This is a genomic window from Photorhabdus viridis (genome assembly GCF_040256935.1).
Classification (GTDB): Bacteria; Pseudomonadota; Gammaproteobacteria; order Enterobacterales; family Enterobacteriaceae; genus Photorhabdus; species Photorhabdus viridis.
The window spans coordinates 23374-44920 of the sequence record NZ_JBEJZY010000039.1; the positions used below are offsets into that span (position 1 = coordinate 23374).

At 43.2% G+C, this 21547-nt stretch carries 19 protein-coding genes; 14 read left to right on the forward strand and 5 right to left on the reverse strand.

Annotation, left to right across the window (positions count from 1 at the left end; all coding sequences use genetic code 11):
* The first annotated feature begins 57 nt into the window (after window positions 1-57).
* A complete protein-coding gene (gene pyrB / locus ABR397_RS16565; RefSeq protein ID WP_350306720.1) occupies window positions 58-981 on the forward strand; it encodes an aspartate carbamoyltransferase in 924 nt (307 codons plus the stop codon).
* 573 nt (window positions 982-1554) lie between these two features.
* Here pyrB and ABR397_RS16570 read toward each other — a convergent pair.
* Window positions 1555-2775, reverse strand: coding sequence for a DUF819 family protein (locus ABR397_RS16570; RefSeq protein ID WP_350306721.1), 1221 nt, complete (start codon window positions 2773-2775; stop codon window positions 1555-1557).
* A 628-nt stretch (window positions 2776-3403) separates the two neighbouring features.
* Between ABR397_RS16570 and pyrI the strand changes: the two genes are divergently transcribed.
* From pyrI to nrdG, 4 genes are all read left to right on the forward strand, one after another.
* Window positions 3404-3868, forward strand: coding sequence for an aspartate carbamoyltransferase regulatory subunit (pyrI, locus tag ABR397_RS16575; protein ID WP_132352965.1), 465 nt, complete (start codon window positions 3404-3406; stop codon window positions 3866-3868).
* Window positions 3869-3971: 103 nt separating this feature from the next.
* Window positions 3972-4358 carry a 2-iminobutanoate/2-iminopropanoate deaminase gene (gene ridA, locus ABR397_RS16580; RefSeq protein WP_350306722.1) on the forward strand — a complete coding sequence of 129 codons (387 nt, stop codon included), beginning with the start codon at window positions 3972-3974 and terminating at the stop codon, window positions 4356-4358.
* Between the two features lie 256 nt (window positions 4359-4614).
* Window positions 4615-6747, forward strand: coding sequence for an anaerobic ribonucleoside-triphosphate reductase (nrdD, locus tag ABR397_RS16585; protein ID WP_350306723.1), 2133 nt, complete (start codon window positions 4615-4617; stop codon window positions 6745-6747).
* 23 nt (window positions 6748-6770) lie between these two features.
* Window positions 6771-7235, forward strand: coding sequence for an anaerobic ribonucleoside-triphosphate reductase-activating protein (nrdG, locus tag ABR397_RS16590; RefSeq protein ID WP_350306724.1), 465 nt, complete (start codon window positions 6771-6773; stop codon window positions 7233-7235).
* 2 nt (window positions 7236-7237) lie between these two features.
* Here nrdG and ABR397_RS16595 read toward each other — a convergent pair whose 3' ends face one another.
* Together ABR397_RS16595 and bhsA are read right to left on the reverse strand one after the other, a co-directional pair.
* On the reverse strand, window positions 7238-7669 hold the full coding sequence (locus ABR397_RS16595; protein WP_350306725.1) for a YhbP family protein: 432 nt from the start codon (window positions 7667-7669) through the stop codon (window positions 7238-7240).
* A gap of 123 nt (window positions 7670-7792) precedes the next feature.
* A complete protein-coding gene (gene bhsA / locus ABR397_RS16600) occupies window positions 7793-8044 on the reverse strand; it encodes a multiple stress resistance protein BhsA (RefSeq protein WP_350306726.1) in 252 nt (83 codons plus the stop codon).
* 275 nt (window positions 8045-8319) lie between these two features.
* On the opposite strand from bhsA, the gene ABR397_RS16605 reads away from it, so the two are divergent.
* Entirely contained in the window at window positions 8320-8634 is a 315-nt protein-coding gene (locus ABR397_RS16605) for a GIY-YIG nuclease family protein (RefSeq protein WP_350306727.1), read from the forward strand.
* Here ABR397_RS16605 and ABR397_RS16610 read toward each other — a convergent pair.
* Together ABR397_RS16610 and ubiT are read right to left on the reverse strand one after the other, a co-directional pair.
* Window positions 8603-9106, reverse strand: coding sequence for a GNAT family N-acetyltransferase (locus ABR397_RS16610; protein ID WP_350306728.1), 504 nt, complete (start codon window positions 9104-9106; stop codon window positions 8603-8605). The two genes, ABR397_RS16605 and ABR397_RS16610, sit on opposite strands and share 32 nt — an antisense overlap.
* Window positions 9100-9471, reverse strand: a complete 372-nt coding sequence (ubiT, locus tag ABR397_RS16615) for a ubiquinone anaerobic biosynthesis accessory factor UbiT (protein WP_350306729.1) — start codon at window positions 9469-9471, stop codon at window positions 9100-9102. Before ubiT ends, ABR397_RS16610 begins: the two co-directional genes overlap by 7 nt.
* A gap of 610 nt (window positions 9472-10081) precedes the next feature.
* Between ubiT and ABR397_RS16620 the strand changes: the two genes are divergently transcribed.
* From ABR397_RS16620 to ABR397_RS16655, 8 genes are all read left to right on the forward strand, one after another.
* The gene (locus ABR397_RS16620) at window positions 10082-11026 is read left to right on the forward strand and encodes a prenyltransferase (RefSeq protein ID WP_046974898.1); all 945 of its coding nucleotides are present in this window, start codon (window positions 10082-10084) and stop codon (window positions 11024-11026) included.
* 20 nt (window positions 11027-11046) lie between these two features.
* On the forward strand, window positions 11047-13569 hold the full coding sequence (locus ABR397_RS16625; RefSeq protein ID WP_350306730.1) for a phosphotransferase: 2523 nt from the start codon (window positions 11047-11049) through the stop codon (window positions 13567-13569).
* Window positions 13570-13736: 167 nt separating this feature from the next.
* Complete coding sequence (locus tag ABR397_RS16630) at window positions 13737-16481, forward strand: phosphoenolpyruvate synthase (protein ID WP_350306731.1); 2745 nt, start codon at window positions 13737-13739, stop codon at window positions 16479-16481.
* Window positions 16474-17529 (forward strand): hypothetical protein, encoded by a 1056-nt coding sequence (locus ABR397_RS16635; RefSeq protein ID WP_350306732.1) that lies wholly within the window; start codon window positions 16474-16476, stop codon window positions 17527-17529. Before ABR397_RS16630 ends, ABR397_RS16635 begins: the two co-directional genes overlap by 8 nt.
* A complete protein-coding gene (locus ABR397_RS16640) occupies window positions 17526-19100 on the forward strand; it encodes a fatty acid CoA ligase family protein (RefSeq protein WP_350306733.1) in 1575 nt (524 codons plus the stop codon). Before ABR397_RS16635 ends, ABR397_RS16640 begins: the two co-directional genes overlap by 4 nt.
* Window positions 19097-19720, forward strand: a complete 624-nt coding sequence (locus ABR397_RS16645; RefSeq protein WP_350306734.1) for a CDP-alcohol phosphatidyltransferase family protein — start codon at window positions 19097-19099, stop codon at window positions 19718-19720. Before ABR397_RS16640 ends, ABR397_RS16645 begins: the two co-directional genes overlap by 4 nt.
* On the forward strand, window positions 19710-20252 hold the full coding sequence (locus tag ABR397_RS16650; RefSeq protein WP_350306735.1) for a CDP-archaeol synthase: 543 nt from the start codon (window positions 19710-19712) through the stop codon (window positions 20250-20252). Before ABR397_RS16645 ends, ABR397_RS16650 begins: the two co-directional genes overlap by 11 nt.
* 868 nt (window positions 20253-21120) lie before the next feature.
* Entirely contained in the window at window positions 21121-21486 is a 366-nt protein-coding gene (locus ABR397_RS16655; protein WP_350306736.1) for a hypothetical protein, read from the forward strand.
* The last annotated feature ends 61 nt before the right edge of the window (window positions 21487-21547 follow it).

The window sequence follows — 21547 nt, forward strand, 5'->3', positions numbered from 1 at the left end:
CCCGGTAATCAATTGATGATCACCACCCCGGATGTCAGCATTAGAGGAGAGTGAAAAATGGCTAATCCGTTATATCGCAAACATATCATCTCAATAAATGATCTGAGCCGCGAAGATCTGGAATTGGTGTTGCGAACCGCTGCTACACTGAAAACCAGACCACAGCCTGAATTGCTGAAACACAAGGTTATCGCCAGCTGTTTCTTTGAAGCCTCTACTCGTACCCGCCTCTCTTTTGAAACCGCAATCCACCGCCTTGGCGCTTCCGTGGTTGGCTTTTCAGACAGCAGCAACACTTCTCTGGGTAAGAAAGGCGAAACGCTGGCGGATACCATTTCCGTTATCAGCCAATATGTTGACGCTATCGTGATGCGTCACCCGCAGGAAGGTTCCCCGCGCCTGGCCTCCGAATTTTCCGGTCATACTCCGATTATCAATGCTGGTGACGGCGCTAACCAACATCCAACTCAAACTTTACTGGATCTGTTCACTATTCAAGAAACGCAGCAACAGTTGGATAGCCTAAATATTGCTATGGTTGGTGACCTGAAATATGGCCGCACGGTTCATTCACTGTCACAAGCGTTGGCGAAATTTAATGGCAACCATTTTTATTTTATCGCCCCGGAAGCATTGGCAATGCCAAATCATATTCTTCATATGCTGAATGAAAAAGGGGCAACTTACAGCCTGCATACCAACATAGAAGAAGTATTACCGGAACTAGACATCCTTTATATGACTCGTGTGCAAAAAGAGCGCCTTGATCCATCAGAATACGCCAATGTAAAAGCGCAATTTGTTCTGCGTGCCGCCGATCTGACAGGCGCGAAAGAGAACCTCAAAATTTTGCATCCATTGCCACGTATTGATGAAATTTCTGTTGATGTGGATAAAACCCCCCATGCCTATTATTTTCAACAGGCGGAAAATGGTATTTATGCCCGTCAGGCACTATTGTCTTTAGTGCTAAACGATTGATTAAAGAAAATATTTAATATCCCTAAATGGAATCGTTATTATCTACTTTTGAAATGATATTCTGCTTCTGTATCTAATTGAATAGCAAGCCTATTTATTCATCTTCAAAATCGAAAGTGAACTCAGATAATAAACCGACAGATTTAGAGGTACAGTTAACGATATGCCTCCAGATAAAAGCATATCGTTAACTGTCAAAAGTCAATCAACCAAGGACATTGAAGATTGATAATATTATCAACGATTGCTTTTCTGGCTGGTTATTATATAGGACATACCGATATAGACATTAATTTATATACTTACTCTCATCTCTTTACCAGGATAGAATACCTATGGATTACTTCTGTTTTATTATTAAGTGTGATTTTAAACAGAGAATATCTTACGAATTTCTCAATACTATTTACATCATCATTAATATTTTCATTCGGCTTCCAAGGTTTTTATATGACCATTTCATAGAGATGATAACTCAACCCTATAAATACATCATAAGAAGTTGATATAATCACAATTAATCTAAAAAGCACTAAATTTTTAATATAGATAAAAACTTAGCGCTTGAGAATATCATAAAATTTCTGTAACAATAAAATAAACAATTGCGCCAACATAGTTACCAATCACATATCCTACTGTACCAATAACCATAATAGGCCCGACTAAATTTACCCAACCTTTACTAATAGCTAACGCCGCAGCAGTTGTTGGACCACCAATATTTGCATTACACGCTAATATAATTTCCTCAAGATTAAACTTAAATAATTTCCCTACACCAAGGGTCAATAATAAATTAATCATTGCGACAATAAATACAAATAAAAATAACAAAGGCGCATTGATAATAATTAATTTTATAGAAGCAGGAATACCTATTACAACGAAGAACATATAAATCGCATAAGTTCCTAATTCCTGACTACCACTTAAATTATTAAAGGTCTTTTTGAATATCGAAGCCATAGTGAAAGTTATTGTTGTTAAAATAAGATATTTATCTGATATCAAACTAAAAAATAATTCCTGATAGATATTTTCAGGTTGTCCTAAAAATACTTTTAGCCAAGCCGATAATTTGAACGAAATAACGACTATAAAGATAGCCCATGCTAAAGATAATGAAATATCCTTCAATGAAATGTTCTTAGGTTGCCAATAGGATCCCGCCAAAGATTTCGGTTTATCTGAATTTGGATCACTTGCTATAGCCTCAGAATAAGGACTCCGCCAAAACTTTCTTGCAAATGACCAGCCCGCTAACGCTATTAATATTATGAAAAAAAAAGCTACTACGAGATTATCAGCGACGATAGTAGATGCCGTCATATTTTGAGTGGGTTCCAGCTTGGCCGCCATTGCCGCAAAATTCACTCCACCACCAGTGTATGACGCGGAAATCATAGCACTGATTTTATCCAATTCAGGGATATAATTCCTAAGAAGTTTAAATGCTAAAACCGCACCAATTATAGTTGCGACAGAAGACATTAAGAATAATATAAGGAGCCTCCCACTTTCTTTGAGAATAATTTGCAAATCAACCTTAAATAATAATAAAGGTATTGCCAGCGGCACTATATATTGCCAAACAGCATCGTATACTACCGATTCGGTCGGTATTATATATAAATTGGATGCAAAAATAGCAATAACCAATGCTATAATGGCACCGGGTACTTTCGATGCCCACTTATATCTCTGTTCCATGACAATAGCCAGTGTCGCAGCAATCATCACAAAGGCCCAAAGGAATAAAGTATCATTAGGATCAATCAGAGTATTATTCATTATTTTTTCCTATCACCTCGTTTATCATTTCATAATAAAAACACACTCAGAAAAATAAATCATTAGAGTGGAGAAAATTTTAAATACACCTCCTATTCTAAAGCAAAAAAATCAATATCCCTTAGAAGGGAATGTACCAAGATATTAGGATTTTTGGGAGAATACACCAACTCATGAATCAGGTATTCCTTCACACTTTTATCAACGGCAGAATCAGTAATCTCACGTTCAAGGCACACTGACCGTTGTCCATCAGTCTAATTTATATGATATTTGTGGCCTTTAAAGCCACAAATAGTGAAATATACAAACTAATTCAGCCAATTACAGAGCAATGTTACTTTGAGTTTCTCCACAGAAGCGGCCCATTTCTCCGGGTTCTTTTCCTTCAATTGTCGGAGGTTACGTTGTTTCCAACACATAGCTGGCAGTGGATACGAATCTCTTCTTCTCCCAAGCCCCGCAACTTTTCGGAATAACCACCGTAGAATGACACTGAATTACCTGCGTCTTATCTGGATAAACAGGATGGCGCCACTTAAAATGGAAGATGTATCGATTCTTAACAATATATCTGGAGGATGAATACAGAAATAGTTGTCACTAAAATGTATTCATACAGCACACTATGACCCAAGATCATCAACTACAAGTCGAAGCCATTAAATGCGGTACGGTGATTGACCATATCCCAGCTCAGGTAGGTTTCAAGTTACTCTCTCTATTTAAGCTAACTGAAACCGATCAACGTATTACCATCGGCCTGAACCTGCCTTCCAATCAGTTAGGTAAAAAAGATCTCATCAAAATCGAAAACACATTTCTGACAGAACAACAGGCTAATCAGCTTGCTATGTATGCGCCGAATGCAACGGTGAACTGTATTGAAGACTATGAAGTTGTGAAAAAACTGCCAATTAACCTGCCTGAGCGTATTGATAGCGTGTTAGTCTGTCCTAATAGCAATTGCATCAGCCACAATGAGCCGGTAGAAAGCAGTTTTCGGGTCAAAGTCACATTTGAAGATGTGGTATTGACCTGCAAATACTGCGAGAAAGAGTTTGATCGCAATGTGGTGATACTCAGCAAGTAAATAATCTATGCCAGTTGCTGAGGCAAGTACGGGCACTATACGGGCACTATAATAGTCCCTTTGTTAAAATATTTATTCAGTTATTACATTAACAGGAGAACCTATGTCATACGAGATTAATACCGAGAAAGCCCCTGCTGCAATTGGCCCATATGTTCAGGGTGTTGATCTGGGCAGTATGGTAATCACTTCCGGTCAGATTCCAGTCAATCCAGAAACAGGTAATGTCGCAGAAGATATCGCTGCCCAAGCTCGTCAATCACTGGAAAATGTTAAAGCTATCGTTGAGAAAGCAGGCCTGACTGTCGGCGACATCGTTAAAACAACTGTTTTCGTCAAAGATCTGAATGACTTCGGCACTGTTAACGCGACTTATGAAGCATTCTTCAAAGAACACAATGCCGCTTTCCCAGCACGTTCCTGCGTTGAAGTAGCCCGTCTGCCAAAAGACGTTAAAATCGAAATCGAAGCTATCGCCGTTCGTAAATAATCCCTATTCCATTTCCTATCAACCCTTGGTCAGTTCACCCATTGACCAAGGTTTTTTTACTTTTTCCTATCTCCCAGATATAGCTTCCTATTCTTTGTTTTAGATCAAACCAGGTCGTTATTATTTCACTTTAACTTACTACATATTGTGCTTAAATATAAAAATACAAACCATATATAGCATCACCTCTATTGAAGCTGAATATCAGAACGGGAATGGCTTATACCTTTGGATAACATTCTCAAGGAGTTATATTGTGAAAACTGTTGTGATAAAACGAGATGGTCGTCAGGTACCATTTGATGAAATCCGTATCAGAGATGCCGTAAAACAGGCCGCTTCTGCCGCTGGAGTCACAGATGATGAGTACTGTGCTCAAGTTGCATCCGCAGTAACGCAGTTAATGGCTGACCATAGTCAAGTTGATATACGAAATATTCAGCACTCGGTAGAAAACCAATTGATGGCAGGCAACTATAAGCACCTTGCCCGTCTCTATATTGAATATCGTCATGACAGGGATCTTGCCCGGGAATCTCGCAGCCGCCTTAATCAGGAAATCAGGGGGTTGGTCGAACAGAGCAATATTTCCCTGCTTAATGAAAACGCGAATAAAGACAGTAAAGTTATTCCAACCCAACGCGATCTGCTGGCAGGAATTGTTGCCAAGCATTATGCCAAACAGCACATGCTGCCGCGTGATGTGGTAATGGCTCATGAAAGAGGCGAAATCCACTATCACGATTTGGACTATGCACCCTTTTTCCCGATGTTCAACTGTATGCTGATCGACCTGAAAGGCATGTTAACCAACGGGTTCAAGATGGGTAACGCTGAAATAGAGCCCCCCAAATCCATTGCAACCGCAACAGCGGTAACTGCTCAAATTATTGCCCAGGTTGCCAGCCATATTTATGGCGGTACCACGATTAACCGTATAGATGAAGTATTGGCGCCATTCGTTAAAGCCAGCTATGACAAACACTTGGCCGTTACTGAAGAGTGGGATATTACCGATAAAAAATCTTACGCTGAAGCCCAGACAGAAAAAGAGTGTTACGACGCTTTCCAGTCACTGGAATATGAAGTTAATACACTGCACACCGCCAACGGACAAACACCTTTTGTCACTTTTGGCTTTGGTCTGGGTACTTCAAAAGAGTGCCGCCTAATCCAACAATCTATTCTGCGTAACCGTATTGCCGGGTTGGGCAAGAACCACAAAACAGCGGTATTCCCCAAACTGGTATTTGCTATCCGTGATGGCCTGAACCATAAGTTTGGTGACCCCAACTACGATATCAAACAACTGGCTCTAAAATGCGCCAGCAAGCGAATGTACCCTGATATTCTTAACTACGATCAAGTTGTTAAAGTCACTGGCTCCTTTAAAACCCCAATGGGCTGCCGCAGTTTCCTCGGTGTTTATGAAGAAAATGGCGAGCAAATTCATGAAGGTCGCAATAATTTGGGGGTTATCAGTTTAAACCTGCCTCGGATTGCTATCGAAGCTAGACGAGATGAAAAACATTTTTGGCGATTGCTGGATAAGCGTCTGGCACTGGCAAAACAAGCATTGATGACTCGTATTGCCCGTCTGGAAGATGTCAAAGCACAGGTTGCTCCAATCCTTTATATGGAAGGTGCTTGCGGGGTTCGCCTGAAAGCCGGCGATAATATCGCTGAAATCTTTAAACATGGCCGGGCTTCTATCTCTCTGGGCTATATTGGCATTCATGAAACCATTAACGCATTGTATGGCAATCAGATTCATCTATTTGATGACCAGCAATTACGTGTAAAAGCTCTCGCAATTGTTAGCCATCTGCGAAAAGCAACTGATCAATGGAAAAAAGAGACGGGTTATGGTTTTAGCCTGTACAGCACACCAAGTGAAAACCTATGTGATCGTTTCTGCCGCCTTGATGCCGCCGAATTTGGTGTTATCGAAGGGGTGACAGACAAAGGCTATTACACCAACAGTTTTCATCTTGACGTTGAAAAGAAGGCCAATCCTTACGATAAACTGGATTTTGAAGCATCTTATCCACCCCTGGCAAACGGCGGTTTTATCTGTTACGGCGAATATCCTAATCTGCAACATAATTTGAAAGCACTGGAAGATGTCTGGGATTACAGCTATTTACACATTCCTTATTACGGGACCAATACCCCCATTGACGAATGCTATGACTGCGGATTTACCGGTGAATTTTCCTGCACCAGTAAAGGGTTTACCTGCCCCCGGTGTGGCAATCATGCCCCCTCTAGGGTATCGGTAACCCGCCGTGTCTGCGGTTATCTGGGAAGTCCTGACGCCCGCCCCTTCAATGCAGGCAAGCAAGAAGAGGTAAAACGCAGAGTAAAACATCTGACAAATGGGCAATGAGATGCATTCAGGCAGGCTAAAAAATGAATTACCACCAATATTACCCGGTTGATGTGGTTAACGGTCCCGGAACCCGCTGTACTCTGTTTGTCGCAGGATGCGAGCACCAATGCCCCGGTTGCTATAACAAAAGCACCTGGCGAACAAACTCCGGCCAACTATTTACCCAAGAAATGGCAGACCATATTATCGCTGATTTACAGGATAACCGCATTAAACGGCAAGGGCTGTCTCTGTCTGGCGGCGATCCTCTTCATCCGCACAACATATCCGTGATCCTGAAACTGGTAAAACAGGTCACGGTAGAGTGCCCTGAAAAGGATATCTGGCTGTGGACTGGCTATCTGCTAAGTGAACTCAGCAAAGCCCAACAGGAAGTTGTTAGCTATATTAATGTGCTGGTAGATGGCAAATTTATCCAGAATCTTTATGATCCCGGCTTATTATGGCGCGGCAGCCGCAACCAGATGATTCATCGACTAAGATAATTTTATCGCTGCCAGCAGATTTTCTTACCAAATCCCAGCGTGTTATCAGTCATTTTTATTTCACTGAGATTCAGTTGCCAAACAGGTGTTTTAGCCGCGATTGCCACAGGAAAGCGGCGGCAATAACGTGCTCTGGCAGCTTTATCTGCTTCTCCTTCTAGACGAATGACTTCCCCTTTGAACTGAATACCTTTTATCTGCACGATATTACGAATCTGCCCGGCAACAGTACCTGCCACCTGTGAGTTTATCTGCATCATTTCACCATGACGGGTATGGGATTCAGTCATAAACCAAAAAGCTTTTTTCTCGGCATCGAAAACATAGAAACAACTTGCACACCAGATATCATTTTCTGTTGTCGTGCAAAGCGTGAAGACGTGCTGTCTTGCGAGGTATTGCCGGATAATCTGAAAGTTTTCAGTGGTATTCACACTCCCTCCAATGGGAGGATTTTATTAGCCTGGAAACCCAGAACCACGCCGGGATAAACATCATCTTTCGGCGTGTTCTGACATCTCCCGACAAAGTCAGGGTTCAGTGTGTTCTACTATAAATTAGTTATAGATTTCAGCAACACCTGACAATTGGTTCTTACCACTAGTAGATATGATACGGAAAGAAGATGCGCCAGCTTTGTCAGCTTTTTTGGACAATTCAGCACTCAAACCTTCCAAGGTATCAGCACCGGTTACAGAAACCACGCCAACCTTGGCAGATGAAGTAGTTTGAACTTCTGTTGCTGCCATACTACCAAAAGATATAGCACTTAAAGTCAAAGCAGCAGCGATATATTTTACAATTTTCATAACATGATCCTTGATCAATTTTTAATGGAATGAGTTACTCTCTGTGATGTGGATCATAGTATGATCTAACGGCCAGAATAAAAATTAGCAATTATTGCTATTTTTTTTCAATTTTTTTGAACAAAAAATACGATATATAGGAATTTGATATGTAACAAATTTTAATAAAACTTTTATATTATAATGACTTAAATTAAGTTATTTGGAAAAATAATATAGAAAAAACGTCTTAGTAAAATATAAATCTCAAAAATAAAAAATTAAGAAAAAATTATATGGCTAAAAATCAATGGGTTCTTTACTTGCTGAAAACGAAAGCAGGGATGCTGTATACAGGGATAACGACAGACATCAACCGCCGTTTTGCACAACATGTAAAAGGTAAAGGAGCAAAAGCACTGAGAGGGAAAGGACCATTACAACTGGTTTTCAATTGTTATGCCGGCGACAGAGCCAGTGCCTCACGATTGGAATATCAGGTAAAGCAATTAAGTAAACAACAAAAAGAGAGGCTGGTTATTTGCCAGCCCACCTGTATAGCAAAATATTTGGTATCAATCAGAAACAGTCAAAATGGGGAGAATAAGTAACCAGCCCAGTATAATCAGCCAAGGAACTATCAGCTAATTCATATACCTGAAAATAAGGTCCACACGTTGGCCACTTACAATGTAACTGGTGCTCACTGGCAAGCGTAAAACCAAACCGGCGATAATAGTGCGGATCACCTAAAACAACGACTACGCCGTAACCAAATTCATTCAGGCTATCCAGACCTTCATAAACGAGTTTTTCACCAATCCCCTGCCGGCGATATTCTTCAGCAACCGCTAACGGCGCTAAACCAACCCATTGATGATCCTTACCATTAATATCTACCGGACTGAATGCCACGTAACCAATAACCTGACCTTCTTCATCCGTAGCAACCATACCCAACGTGAGTAATCCATCTTCTCGTAATTGCTGTACCAACTCCGCTTCTGCCGGGGTATCAAAAGATTCCCGCAGTAATTGATCTATTCCCGCTGCATCTACTGGAATTTCTACCCTGATCAACATGATAATCGCGCATGTTCTGCGCCCTCCGGTAAACTAACTTTAATATACTCAACCAACCGCAATAAACCGGTACGAAGAGCGATAGGCATAGACATAGACATAGACATAGACATAGGCTTCAGCGTTATCGCATCTACACAATTTCCAACATACAACCCTGATTCTGTATCTCCTGTAATACACAAACGACAGCAACTCAGGAAAGACAAAATATCCAGTTCTTCTTTGCGGGTAGCTATTAAAATCAGACTATTGGCTTCGCCGATAAAATTAACCTCTCTCTGCTTATGTTGGCTGACAACTAAATGATTATCACGGACAGTAGTAAACCAGCGCAGATTAAGATCGCGGATTTTTCCTAACACAGCTCAAACTCCTTACTTAATAAAGTAGCATAGCTATTCAACCAGAATATATCGGTATTTCTCCGATCCTACATCAAGAATCCAATACAGAACCAGTTGTAAATTGTACCTTTCAACTATTGAGGTAATATCCGCCTATAAACTGCTCTAAATCAAAACATCTCACCATTAAGTTAATTACAATTGTTAATTATTATTACTTTATTCCAGTATTTCATATAGAACAGACTTGCTCCACAAAAAGCTTATTTATGTGGAACATAGTTGCTGTAGATAACGGGGTGGATGTCATTTATATCAGACCGACACATGACATCAAGACCCATTATTTTTCAATCAAAAAAACCAAAAATATCATACAAACATACAGTTATGAAATAAAATGTAAACATAAGTTGCATACTGATATTTAAATTTACACATCCTGATTATAGCGGATTGCAAATTTTTGGCTTAACGTATGGCGCTGGTCGACACGTATTTCTTACGGCTACCGGCTAAAAAGCACGTATAGACTTTATTAAGATTTACTTTTGGATTTATTATCCTCGGATTGGATTGTTACAAACGTATATTAGTTTAATCTTTATACAATAAATAGGAATGACGTATGGAAGGCCAAGAGATCTATTCAAAATTCATTGGTAAGAGGATAAAGCTATGGATGGATGAGCGTTTCCCGCTACAAAATGCACCGCTTTTCTTTATTTTTTATATCATCAGCTATTCCGTAGCTTTTTATTCAATAGGGGAAAAGCCTGTTTTGTCATGGGAAATCCTGCTCGGTTGCCTGATGGCCTTCTCCTATTTTTTACTATTACGGATATTCGATGAGCATAAGGATTATCAACTGGATTGTGAACACCACCCACAGAGGATCTTACAGCGCGGTATTATTACGCTGAAAAATCTACGAGTACTCGGTATCTGCTGTATCGCATTGCAATTGGGTGGAAGCCTATTTTTAGATCGAGGCGTTGGCTCGGTCACTTTTGCCTGGCTATTAGTCTTTATCTGGACTTGCCTTATGGGGAAAGAGTTCTTTATCAGTGAATGGTTAAACCAGCACCTCACTTGGTACGCCATTTCCCATATGCTGGTAATGCCGCTCATTATCTGGTGGTTGGGCAATATCGCCAGCCCTAACGTCGCACTCACTTTCCCAATATGGGTTTTAATGGGATTGTGCTTTTTCTCCGGATTCAGTTTCGAAATTACACGCAAATGTAAAGGTCCGGATGAAGAGCGTCTGGAAATACCGACTTATTCATCTATTTTTGGCAGAAAAATAGCCGTCGCTATTATCGCATCATTACTCACCGTAATGTTGGCGTTACAGATTTGGCTAATCAATATCACCACTGATGGTATAGCGTTATGGGCGTTAATTATCTTGGTCGTTTGTTATGCATTATGTCTATGGCAATTAGGCAAATTCCTTCATCGCCCCACCATCCAAAATCGCAAACGCGATGAGGCTGTAGTGGGAATATTTATGGTACTGGGTTACTCAGTTTGCACTGCCAGCATCTTAATAAAGCTTGGGTTTGCTTAGGTATTAAAGGAAATAGAGTTATGTTGCAAAAAGAAATCCAATCATGTGTATTTGATGTCTCAGATAATACCACTGCTCACATAAAAAACTGTGCGCGAGATTCTATTCTCGAATTATCACGTGACACATTCAGCATTAAACACCAAGAAGCATCTGCCGTCCGCCCAGAAGCAACTCAAGCAGAATTATTGCCCCGCCGCCACCTCTATACATATACCGAGGAAGCCCGGCAAAAACGCCTGGATTATCTGGCAAAACATACTGGGCATCCACTGGAACACGTAGCCGCAACCCATTTGGATGCGACGAAACTAACAAAAACCATTGAGGGATTTATTGGTTCAATAGAAATCCCTGTGGGGATCGCCGGCCCTCTCTTGATAAAGGGACAATACGCTCAAGGGGTATATTATGCACCGCTCGCCACCACAGAAGGGGCTTTAATTGCGTCGATATCCCGTGGCTCCTTTGCCATTATGCAATCAGGCGGCGCCACTACCCGTGTGCTCGGCCAACGCATGATACGAGCCCCCCGTTTTGAATTTCATAGCGTAGCACACAGCGTCATATTCAGTGATTGGATTAACGAGCATCTCAGCGAAATACGACATGAAATTGGCCGCCACTCCAAACATGCGCGATTATTGGAAATAAAACCTCAAATCATTGGGCGCAGCGTCCATGTGCAATTCATCTACAATACAGCGGCAGCAGCAGGCCAAAATATGACTACCGTCTGCACCTGGTATGCATGCCAATGGATCCAAAAACAACTCGCCAAGATGGCGTTTATACCACTGCGCCACTTTATAATAGATGGTAATACTTCCGGCGATAAAAAAGTCTCTTATAAAACGTTTATTGAAGGACGTGGGACACGTGTCGTCGCCGAGGTTTATCTCAGTGCTGAATCCTGTCAGCAAATCCTAAGAGTCACTCCGAAACAACTTGTCACGGCTTATCATCATATCTGCGAGGGGGCTATCGCCTCAGGGATGGTCGGCGTAAATATTAATGCAGCAAATGTTATCGCCGGTATGTTTACTGCCCTCGGTCAAGACATCGCCTGTGTGCATGAATCATCAGTCGCGCATTTACACATGACACTAACTGCCGATAACCGAGTTTATTGCAGTGTCACACTGCCCTCGCTAATCGTAGGAACAGTCGGTGGCGGGACCTATTTACCACACCAACGTGAATGTCTGAACATGCTAGGCTGCACCGATGAAAACGGCACTGCCCGCCTGGCTGAAATCATCGCCAGTTATTGCCTGGCTCTTGATATTTCAACACTGTCAGCGATTGCAGCGGATGAGTTCGCCCAATCACATGAAAGACTTGGCCGCAACCGCCCACCCCACACTAACGGTATTATTCCGCACACCCTACAGGAGCTTGATCTGCCATTTTTCCAGCAGGCAAACTTTAATCCTGTGTTACAGGGAGCTCACCTGACCACGATCAAACCCGAATTTTCTGGCAATGATGAGCACAGCCTGCTGACACATCTGAGTTCGAATTATGCAGAACGTTTAATTGGTTTATTTCCCTTTACGATGACGACATCCGCGCAACGTACTCTGCCAGTGATGCTGAAACTGAAACCTTTGGGGAGTGAGATCGTTAAAATGGTCTTGGATATTGCCAAGCACTGTTCCCCTGAATTGTTTGCTGTTTTCCAAGATTTTGCCCACCAGCTTGAATTTCACCAAAGTCATAGCCGCGAGCTGGCTATTATGAATCAGCAAAATCCACAGTTGATGCGTTATATCCCCGTTATCTATGGTGTGATTGAAAATCAAGCAACCGGAACTTATGCCCTGATTGAAGAATTACTCCAGGATATGGTGCTAATGAACAATATTAACCTGGAAACACCGTGGGAACAGCACCATCTTGAAACTGCCATCAGAGGGGTAGCCGATATTCACTCCATCTGGTTAGGGCAGGAAGGAGAACTTATGTGGAAATTCCCACAACTGCAAATTCCTGACGCCGATACCGTTTCACAAATGAAGCCCCTGTGGCAAAAACTAGGCAATTTTATTCACCAAACATTCCCTGAGTTGTTCACCGCCGAAGAACAACAAGACTTTCAGCACTGGGTAGATAATGCCGCCACTTGGTGGCAAGAAATCGAGCAAATGCCCAGGACGTTGATCCACGGTGATTTCAACCCACGGAATATTGCTTTCCGGCAGCAGGAAGAAGGATTGCGTTTATGTGCCTGGGATTGGGAATTGTCTACTTTGCATCTGCCACAGCGCGACCTTGCTGAATTACTGGCCTTTAGTTTAGACCAGCATAGCGATGTGGACAGTGTGGCCTCTTATATTGAACTGCACCGGGTCGAACTTGAACAAAAATCGGGAATTTCTCTCGATCCAATCAGTTGGCGACGTGGTTATGAGCTCGCATTACGTGATTTATGGATGAGAAGAATACCGCTTTATATGATGGCGCATAATGTCGTTGGCTATCCATTTATGGAACGCACAATGAAAACTATCCGCTGGCTTATTTCATTAACGCGGAACTAAACGCGGAACTAATAGTAACCCAAATAAATTATTTAACTGACTCTTCCTCTAAAATAAGGGTGCTGTAATACATTCGAGTCTTATTGATTGACCTACGCCAATATTATTACGCGCAGATAGGGCCATCATGTAGGCACGGTGTACTATTGCTGCATTGGTGGAACAACATGAAATATCTCTACACTCAAGATAGCGCTATTGAATTAGCAGAACATTCCTTAGGCGGTAAGGCGGCTAATTTATTATGGCTTACGCAAAACGGTTTCCCTGTACCTGATTATTGGGTCATCAGCAGCGAAGTGCTGAACGGTTTATTAATCAACGATACGTTTGCGATTAACATTGTGGCACAATTAGCCGCTGTGCCGCATGATATTAGCCAGGAAAAACTCGACGCCATCGCCGCCCCTCTGCGCCAATGGCTACAGTCGATTCCGTTGCCTGCTGAGTTAGAAAAAGAATTAGCTCTTTTGTCAGAGAATTACCCGGATGCGTTTTTTGCTGTTCGCTCATCAGCTATTGGTGAAGATGCAGCCAACGCCTCCTTCGCCGGACAGATGGACAGCTATCTGTTTCAGCGTGGCAAATCCGCCCTTGCCGACAGTTTACGCGCCGTGATGGCCTCCGCCTTTAATACCCGCGCATTACAATATCGTTTACACAAACAGCTGCCGATGGGCAATATCCGTAGCGCTGTCATCATTCAGAATATGGTTGCCGGTGAGGTTTCTGGCGTCATGTTTACTGCTCATCCAGTGACCGGCAACAGACAACATTGCCTCATCTCATCCGCCTGGGGCACAGGAGAAGGTGTGGTTTCCGGCGAATGTGATACCGATGAATTTTCCGTTCATCTCACCACGCCTGAAATCGAGCGTCATATTACGCAAAAAGGGACAGCAAGTGTTTTCGATACCACCAGCGGCAGCGGTACGGTAACGATGCCCGTCGCGGAAGAAGAACAGTGGGAACCGACTTTATCCGATAACGAAATCTATACATTACGGGATATTGGCAAAAAAATCGCCGCAGCACGGGGATGTCCACAAGATATTGAATGGACGATTCAAAACCACCAAATCTTTATTCTACAGACCCGGCCAATTACCCGGTTGCCCCGTCTGGATGATAAAAGCGAACGCCATATTATTTTCGATAATTCCAATATTCAGGAATCTTATTGTGGAATAACAACGCCACTGACATTCTCTTTTGCCCGCGCAGGTTATGCCACCGTTTATGAACAGACAATACGTGCCTTAGGTTGTTCGGATAAACACGTTAACCAGCATCGTTCCATGTTGGAAAACATGCTCGGTTTAATTAAAGGCAGAATCTATTACAACATCAACAATTGGTACAAAGGACTATTATTACTGCCCTCTTTCCAAACCAATAAAAAAGATATGGAAAGAATGATGGGGCTGGAAGACCCGGTTGATTTTATTGAAGATAAAACACCTTCACTGGGCGGTAAAATAAAAAAACTCCCACAGATGGGGTGGGCGCTCCTGCGCTTGCTATATGCTTTCAGAACGATGGATCAGCGGGTAGAACTCTTCTTAGAACAGTTTAAACAGCATGCTGCCGCCATAAAACGAACTGAACTGCACACCTGCAACAGCAGCCAGCTGATCGAGAAATTGAAATATCTGGATAAACATCTGCTACAACGTTGGACGACGCCTATCCTGAATGACTTCTACGTGATGATGTTTAATGGCCGGGTACACCGGGGGCTGACCGCCGCGGGTATTGAAAACTCATCCGCATTATTAGGCGATCTTCTCTCCGGGGATGAAGATATAGAAAGCACCCAGCCGACCAAAGTGTTGTTGAAAATGTGCCAGTACGCACGCCAGAATTCAGAATTATGCACCCTGCTAACACACGGCGATGCACGTACCCTGTTAACTCAGGTACGCAAACTCGATACATCTTTCCACCAACAGTGCATTGATTATATTGAAAAATATGGCGATCGCACTATGGGCGAGCTGAAGCTGGAAACCATTACGCTAAAACAAGATCCCAGTTTTCTCTTTCTGATAATAAAAAACTACCTTGCGATCGATACCCTCACACCAGAAACCTTGTCCAGCCGGGAAAGAAAATTGCGTACTCAGGCTGAAAACACGGCATTTCAGCAAATACACGAGCAACTTGGTTCCAGGCGTATGGAAGCCTTCAAAAAAAATCTGCGTAAATTACGTCAGGCGATACGCCACCGGGAAAATATGCGCTTCACCCGAACCCGTATGTTTGGGCTATACCGGGATATTTTCATACAGCTCGGACAGGCATATGCATTAGAAGGGCTTCTTGCTGAACCCCGCGATATTTTCTATCTGACGTTAGAGGAGATCTACAGCGGTTACGAAGGAACAGCAGTACAGACCCAGCTTAAGCCTTTAGTCGCTATACGCAAACAGGAATACGCCAGCTACGAAACAGAGGATGAGCCTGCTCACCACTTCTTTATCAGAGGCTCGCTGTATCAACAGCAAGATTACAGCTATCCCTATCAAGAACAACAAGTACCCACCGATAGCAAGATGCTACAGGGCATAGGCTGTTATCCAGGGGTAGTTGAAACGACTATCCGCTTAATTAAAAACCCACAGGATGAGATGTCATTGGCAGGGCAGATCCTTTGTACCGTCCGTACCGATCCCGGTTGGGCGCCACTATTCCCTACCGCAGGCGGGTTATTAATCGAACGCGGTTCCACCCTCTCGCATTCTGCTGTTGTCGCGCGTGAACTGGGGATCCCCGCTATTGTCGGCATTCCAGCGATTACCCAAATTTTAAAAGATGGCGATCGGGTACGTATGGATGGTGCAACCGGGAGTGTTATCCGTTTGCACGACACCACTACAGAAGAATTACCTGCAAGGAGCGAACATGTCTGACATCTTCATGGGCGAATGGTTCCCGGCCAACCCACTGCCTGAAAGTTTTCTCGATCTTCCGGCAACAATCTACCGTGACTGGCCGCTCTGGCCTGGCGAAGACCGGGAGAAGGTACAACAACAGTTCAGTCTAGAAAATCCCTGGTTTAATCACAGCAAAGCCTGGATTGGCTGTATTCCGGGGAAAACCCGCCTTGCTGGTTTTTTAGTGCCCCATGCCGTTGATGGTCAATCCGCCGCGTTTTTCGGCTTTTGGGAAACCGATAATGATATGGCAAGCAACACCATGCTGTTTAGCGCCCTGGAACAGTGGGCCAAGAAAAATGGCGCCCACAATCTCTACGGGCCGATTAACTTTTCGACCTTCGGGCATTACCGCGTCCGACTTGATCATTTTGATGTACCCCCCTTTGAGCATGAACCTTACAACCCACCTTATTATTCCCTATTGTTAGAAAGATTGGGGTTTAGTATCCGTTACAACTACGCCTCAATATTCGACGATACTCAGGCAGTAGCAAACAATTTTCGGCTGGACTATCAGCGCGGGCAAAAGCTCCCTGATACTCAGGCGACATTACTGCCGCTAACGCCGGAATTATGGATGCAGGAACAGGTTAGATTATATTCCTTTATCGATTCGGTCTTCGGCGAAAATTTCGCTTACACCACACCGTCATGGACAACATTTAAACAGTATTGCAGTGAGGAGTTTATTAAACCTTTTTGCCATTACCCTGCATCATTCCTAGCTAAAACCGACAGCGGTGAGATTGCCGGATTAATTCTTAGCTTATCCGTGAGCCAAAAAGGTCAGCCCGCTATAGGCTTGTTGAAAACCGTAGCAGTCGCACCGCAATACCGGGGAAGTCGGCTATATCACGCGCTATATCACTCATATCAGCAGAGCACCAGCCGCATTCACCCCCGCCTGGGAGCAGCCCTGATGCGTGAAGACAACACATCATTAAAGACCGCAGAACGGATTTTCAATACACCCGCTGCTACCAGACATCAATATGCGCTTTATCACAGGAGGCTCGTATGACAAATATTTGTCAGCCAATTGTCAATGCGGCCCAAAAATACCCTGAGCATTTAGCCCTGCAAGCACCACACGGCAGTGGTTTAAGTTTTCGGGAATTTTTTTCTCATGCATCCCACTTCCAGCATCTGTTAACCCAAGCCGGGTTCGTAGCCGGCGATCGCTTATTAGTGATCGTTCAACCAGGCTTAGTACTTTACCCATTGCTTATCGCCATTCTAGGATTGGGGCTGGTTCCAGTTATGCTTGAGCGGGGACTTTCCAAAAAACAACTTCGGGAGATACTACGGCACAGTAAATTATCGGCGGTTATTGCCCAACCTGCGTTAGGAAAATTCTGGTTTCTGATCCCCGAGCTGTGGCGACTGCGCCGTTTTGTTATCGGACAGCCTATCTGGGGCATGAAAATACTGGAAGCGCCCAGCCAACATTCATCAATGAATAACTTTATCTGCCGGGATTTACCGCAGGATACAACTGGATTAATTACTTTTACCTCTGGTTCTACCGGTATGCCTAAAGGTGCAAACCGTACACATGACAGCCTGTTAGCACAACTTTATGCCATAAAAGCGATTTTCCCCGGGGAAAAGAGCGAAATCGACCTGCACAGTTTCCCCGTCATGGTGCTGCATTCATTGTGCTGCGGCAACACCAGTATTCTGCCTGATTTTGATTTTGCCCATCCTGCAACGGTTGATGCGCAGAAGATCGTCGGGCAGTTGCAAGATAAGGGCATCACCTGCCTCAGCGGCGCACCCGCTTATATGAGCAAAGTCACTGATTATGCTAGAAATAAGGGATTGTCATTCCCCAATGTACGCACTGTCATCGTGGGCGGCGCGCCTGCCAATAAGGAACTGCTTGAAAATTGCCAGACAGTCTTCCCACATGCTCTGCGTCTGGTGGTCTATGGCTCTACCGAGGTTGAACCGATCAGTACAGTCGAAATGACAACACAATTAAATCACTGGGCAACACATGATGGTTATCTGGTCGGGAAACCTATCGCCCAAGCGGAAATATGTATCAGAGAGATAACCGCTGATCCCCAGCAAATTACTCCGCTGGCTACCGGTAATATCGGTGAAATTCTGGTGGCTGGGCCTCATGTGCTCAAAGACTATATTGATAATCCTCAAGCGACGAAAGAAAACAAACTCCCGCGTAAACAGGGAGGGATCTGGCACTGTACCGGTGATATCGGCTACCTGGATACCGCAGGGCAGCTCTGGTTGCTTGGACGGGTAAAAGACAAGGTGCTGTTAGATGATGGACGCATCATCCATCCCTACATGGTGGAAAAAAGAATCAATGAACTGTCAAACGTCGCCCGGAGCGCATTCGTGTTGCATCCTTTGAGTGGAGCCGCGCTGATATTGGAAAGTACCACCCTGCCGACAGGTTTATCCGCCATTTTAGACGAACTGAATCTCACTCTGGTCACCCGGATTTATTATGCCAATCCTATTCCCGTCGACATTCGCCATAACAGCAAAATAAACCGCATAGCACTGATAAATATGCTCAGGAAAGGCCAATTATCCTCCTTTCCATACAAGGAAAAATTATGAACAGTAACCATTTCATTATCCAGCTAAACAGAGCGGACTATATCACTATTGGCGGAGCGGTATTTAGCGCTCTCTCCGTGGCAGCCGCATTACAGCATTGGTATTATCTCGCCATTGCGTTCTTATATCTTGCCATGCTTGGCGACGCACTCGATGGTATTCTGGCCAGGAATTTAGATATTGTCCGCCCTTTTGGCCGCTATCTCGATGGATTTATGGATCAACTTATTTACCTGATCTCACCGTCCATCATCCTATACCTTTCCGGTTATCAATCCTGGTATTCGCTGTTTATTATCTTAATGATAATCAGCGGTTGTCTGCGATTATCCGTATTTAATGAAGTCGGAAATATTCAGGATAAAGATCGACTCTCCTATCTTGGTATGCCCGTATTCTGGAGCTTATTTATTGTCAGTAGTTACGCTTTGGTAGGTTTGGTGGCAACGCCGGGGCTGACCCATCTTTTACTGACATTAGCGCTCCTTGCATTCAGTATTGCCATGCTATGGGATCGCCCGTTTTATAAATTCAAACATCTCAGTACTATCATCAGTACAACACTTGCAGGGTTTGTTTTATTTACAGGTCTTCATTTCTGGAGTCTCTATGTTCAATAGTTTTTATCACGCGGGGATTTTACTTATCCCCGTTATCCTTGGTGGTTGTTTACACATGGTGATTGTTACGAAAAACTATTTTTCCTGCTGGGCTATCCCGGTACACCAACGCTATTTTGGTTACAACAAGACCTGGCGTGGTTTTATCGCTGTACCCATTATTACCGCGCTATTTTCACCGCTGTGGTTAATACTCTGTACCGAAACACAGGACACCATTATTCCACGGACGATTGCCTCCTGCTTATTTACCGGGTTCCTGGCAGGTTTAGGTTATGTTCTTTTCGAATTGCCAAACTCTTGGTTGAAAAGGAAACTCGGCGCACCACCGGGACAACATCCGAAGCAAAATAAGCAGCTGTTTATTTTATTCGATCAGCTCGATTCTGCTATTGGTATTACAATGGCTTATTTTATTTGTCTTAACCTTACTTATATTGATGCGTTTTTCATTTTTCTCTGGTTTTTAATCAGCGCTTTTATCGTTAAAAATATGCTGTTTTTACTTTCGCTGAAAAAAACGAGATTCTAGGTGGGAATATCGCAGAAAAATGGCTTCCTTAATTGGAAGCCATTTTAGGGCATACCAGATAAGTATGCCTCTGCCTGTTATCACCAACAGAACACGCATTTTACAACATTATTTCGTAGTCAAAGATAATTCAACTCCGCATGCAGCAGCATAACGTTTAAGTGTGTGCTAGCTAGCTCTCGTTACATTCTTCTCAATCCGGGTAACTGCAGACGGGTTAATTCCCATCCGTTTAGCCACATCTACTTTTTTAGGCCTGCCTTTTCCCGCCATTCAGTGAGCTATTCTAGCAACTCATATTCTTCTGTGGCCTCAGCATAGGCTTGCAGAGCTTCCGGTGTATTAAGAAGACGTTTTCTCACTTCCGAATGTGAGATAGGAGTTACTTTAGCCATGTGTCATATCCTCCAGTCGTTTCAGCGCTAATACCTTGCTTCCATACGACATCAAATCCCCGACCAAAACAACATAACGTCACATTCCTCACCTTCTTAACAATTCATTAACCATTAATTTCAGCTTATGATATTGGGCTATCATGGCGCCATAACTTGATTAAATAAATCTTTTTTAAATCAAACTTTTCGAAATAAATTAAATCACTATGTTACTTAAACACCGATAAAATTTACACCAGTGACTGTTATAAAGTGAGATTTACACATCTTTAAAATATCAATCTTGATATTTATTAAATCAACATATAAATTCCAATTAACGTTTGATCATATAATAGACAGACTACACCTTGCATCATGTATCCCTGAATCGAGTGCTACCGATATTCTCCGGGGCTGGAAGGTCATGAATACTGGACATCTTTCAATAATGCCCGGACACCAAAAGATTATGTCATTGAGGAAAAACCATGAAAACCGGACTCCGCTTTTCCTGCACCATCGGCAACCTGGCCCCCATGACTTTTGCGGTCGTCAATTTTACGTTAAATGAAGCGCTCTCATCATTATTTACCCTGTCTCTGACATTAGCGGCACCGCGTTCAGATATTGATAGATACCCTCCTGCTCCAAACCGCGCAGTTCACCGGGTAGGTGAAGGAATGGTGGTTGTGATTGTTGCCGGCGTTGCCGTTGTTATTCTTGTCACCCTTGCCGTTGCTGCTGCACTGATTGCACTGGTGGAAATTTTAGCCGCTGCCGCCTTGGTGAGCGCCGCCGCATTAACTGCCGTCCTGACCATATTGGCGAGTGTGACATTCGCCACTGCCTCATAATTCACGGAGAAAATGATGGAAACTGTAGATTACTTTGCCCAACTGAGATCAAAATTGACCG

Coding starts and splice junctions, on each gene's coding strand:
- ABR397_RS16570 (WP_350306721.1), bottom strand. CDS start 2,775: ATGAATAATACTCTGATTGATCCTAATGATACTTTATTCCTTTGGGCC.
- ABR397_RS16635 (WP_350306732.1), top strand. CDS start 16,474: ATGTCTGACATCTTCATGGGCGAATGGTTCCCGGCCAACCCACTGCCT.
- ABR397_RS16625 (WP_350306730.1), top strand. CDS start 11,047: ATGTTGCAAAAAGAAATCCAATCATGTGTATTTGATGTCTCAGATAAT.
- ABR397_RS16630 (WP_350306731.1), top strand. CDS start 13,737: ATGAAATATCTCTACACTCAAGATAGCGCTATTGAATTAGCAGAACAT.
- ridA (WP_350306722.1), top strand. CDS start 3,972: ATGTCATACGAGATTAATACCGAGAAAGCCCCTGCTGCAATTGGCCCA.
- ABR397_RS16655 (WP_350306736.1), top strand. CDS start 21,121: ATGAAAACCGGACTCCGCTTTTCCTGCACCATCGGCAACCTGGCCCCC.
- ABR397_RS16620 (WP_046974898.1), top strand. CDS start 10,082: ATGGAAGGCCAAGAGATCTATTCAAAATTCATTGGTAAGAGGATAAAG.
- ABR397_RS16650 (WP_350306735.1), top strand. CDS start 19,710: ATGTTCAATAGTTTTTATCACGCGGGGATTTTACTTATCCCCGTTATC.
- ABR397_RS16645 (WP_350306734.1), top strand. CDS start 19,097: ATGAACAGTAACCATTTCATTATCCAGCTAAACAGAGCGGACTATATC.
- bhsA (WP_350306726.1), bottom strand. CDS start 8,044: ATGAAAATTGTAAAATATATCGCTGCTGCTTTGACTTTAAGTGCTATA.
- ABR397_RS16640 (WP_350306733.1), top strand. CDS start 17,526: ATGACAAATATTTGTCAGCCAATTGTCAATGCGGCCCAAAAATACCCT.
- ABR397_RS16610 (WP_350306728.1), bottom strand. CDS start 9,106: ATGTTGATCAGGGTAGAAATTCCAGTAGATGCAGCGGGAATAGATCAA.
- ABR397_RS16605 (WP_350306727.1), top strand. CDS start 8,320: ATGGCTAAAAATCAATGGGTTCTTTACTTGCTGAAAACGAAAGCAGGG.
- pyrB (WP_350306720.1), top strand. CDS start 58: ATGGCTAATCCGTTATATCGCAAACATATCATCTCAATAAATGATCTG.
- nrdG (WP_350306724.1), top strand. CDS start 6,771: ATGAATTACCACCAATATTACCCGGTTGATGTGGTTAACGGTCCCGGA.
- pyrI (WP_132352965.1), top strand. CDS start 3,404: ATGACCCAAGATCATCAACTACAAGTCGAAGCCATTAAATGCGGTACG.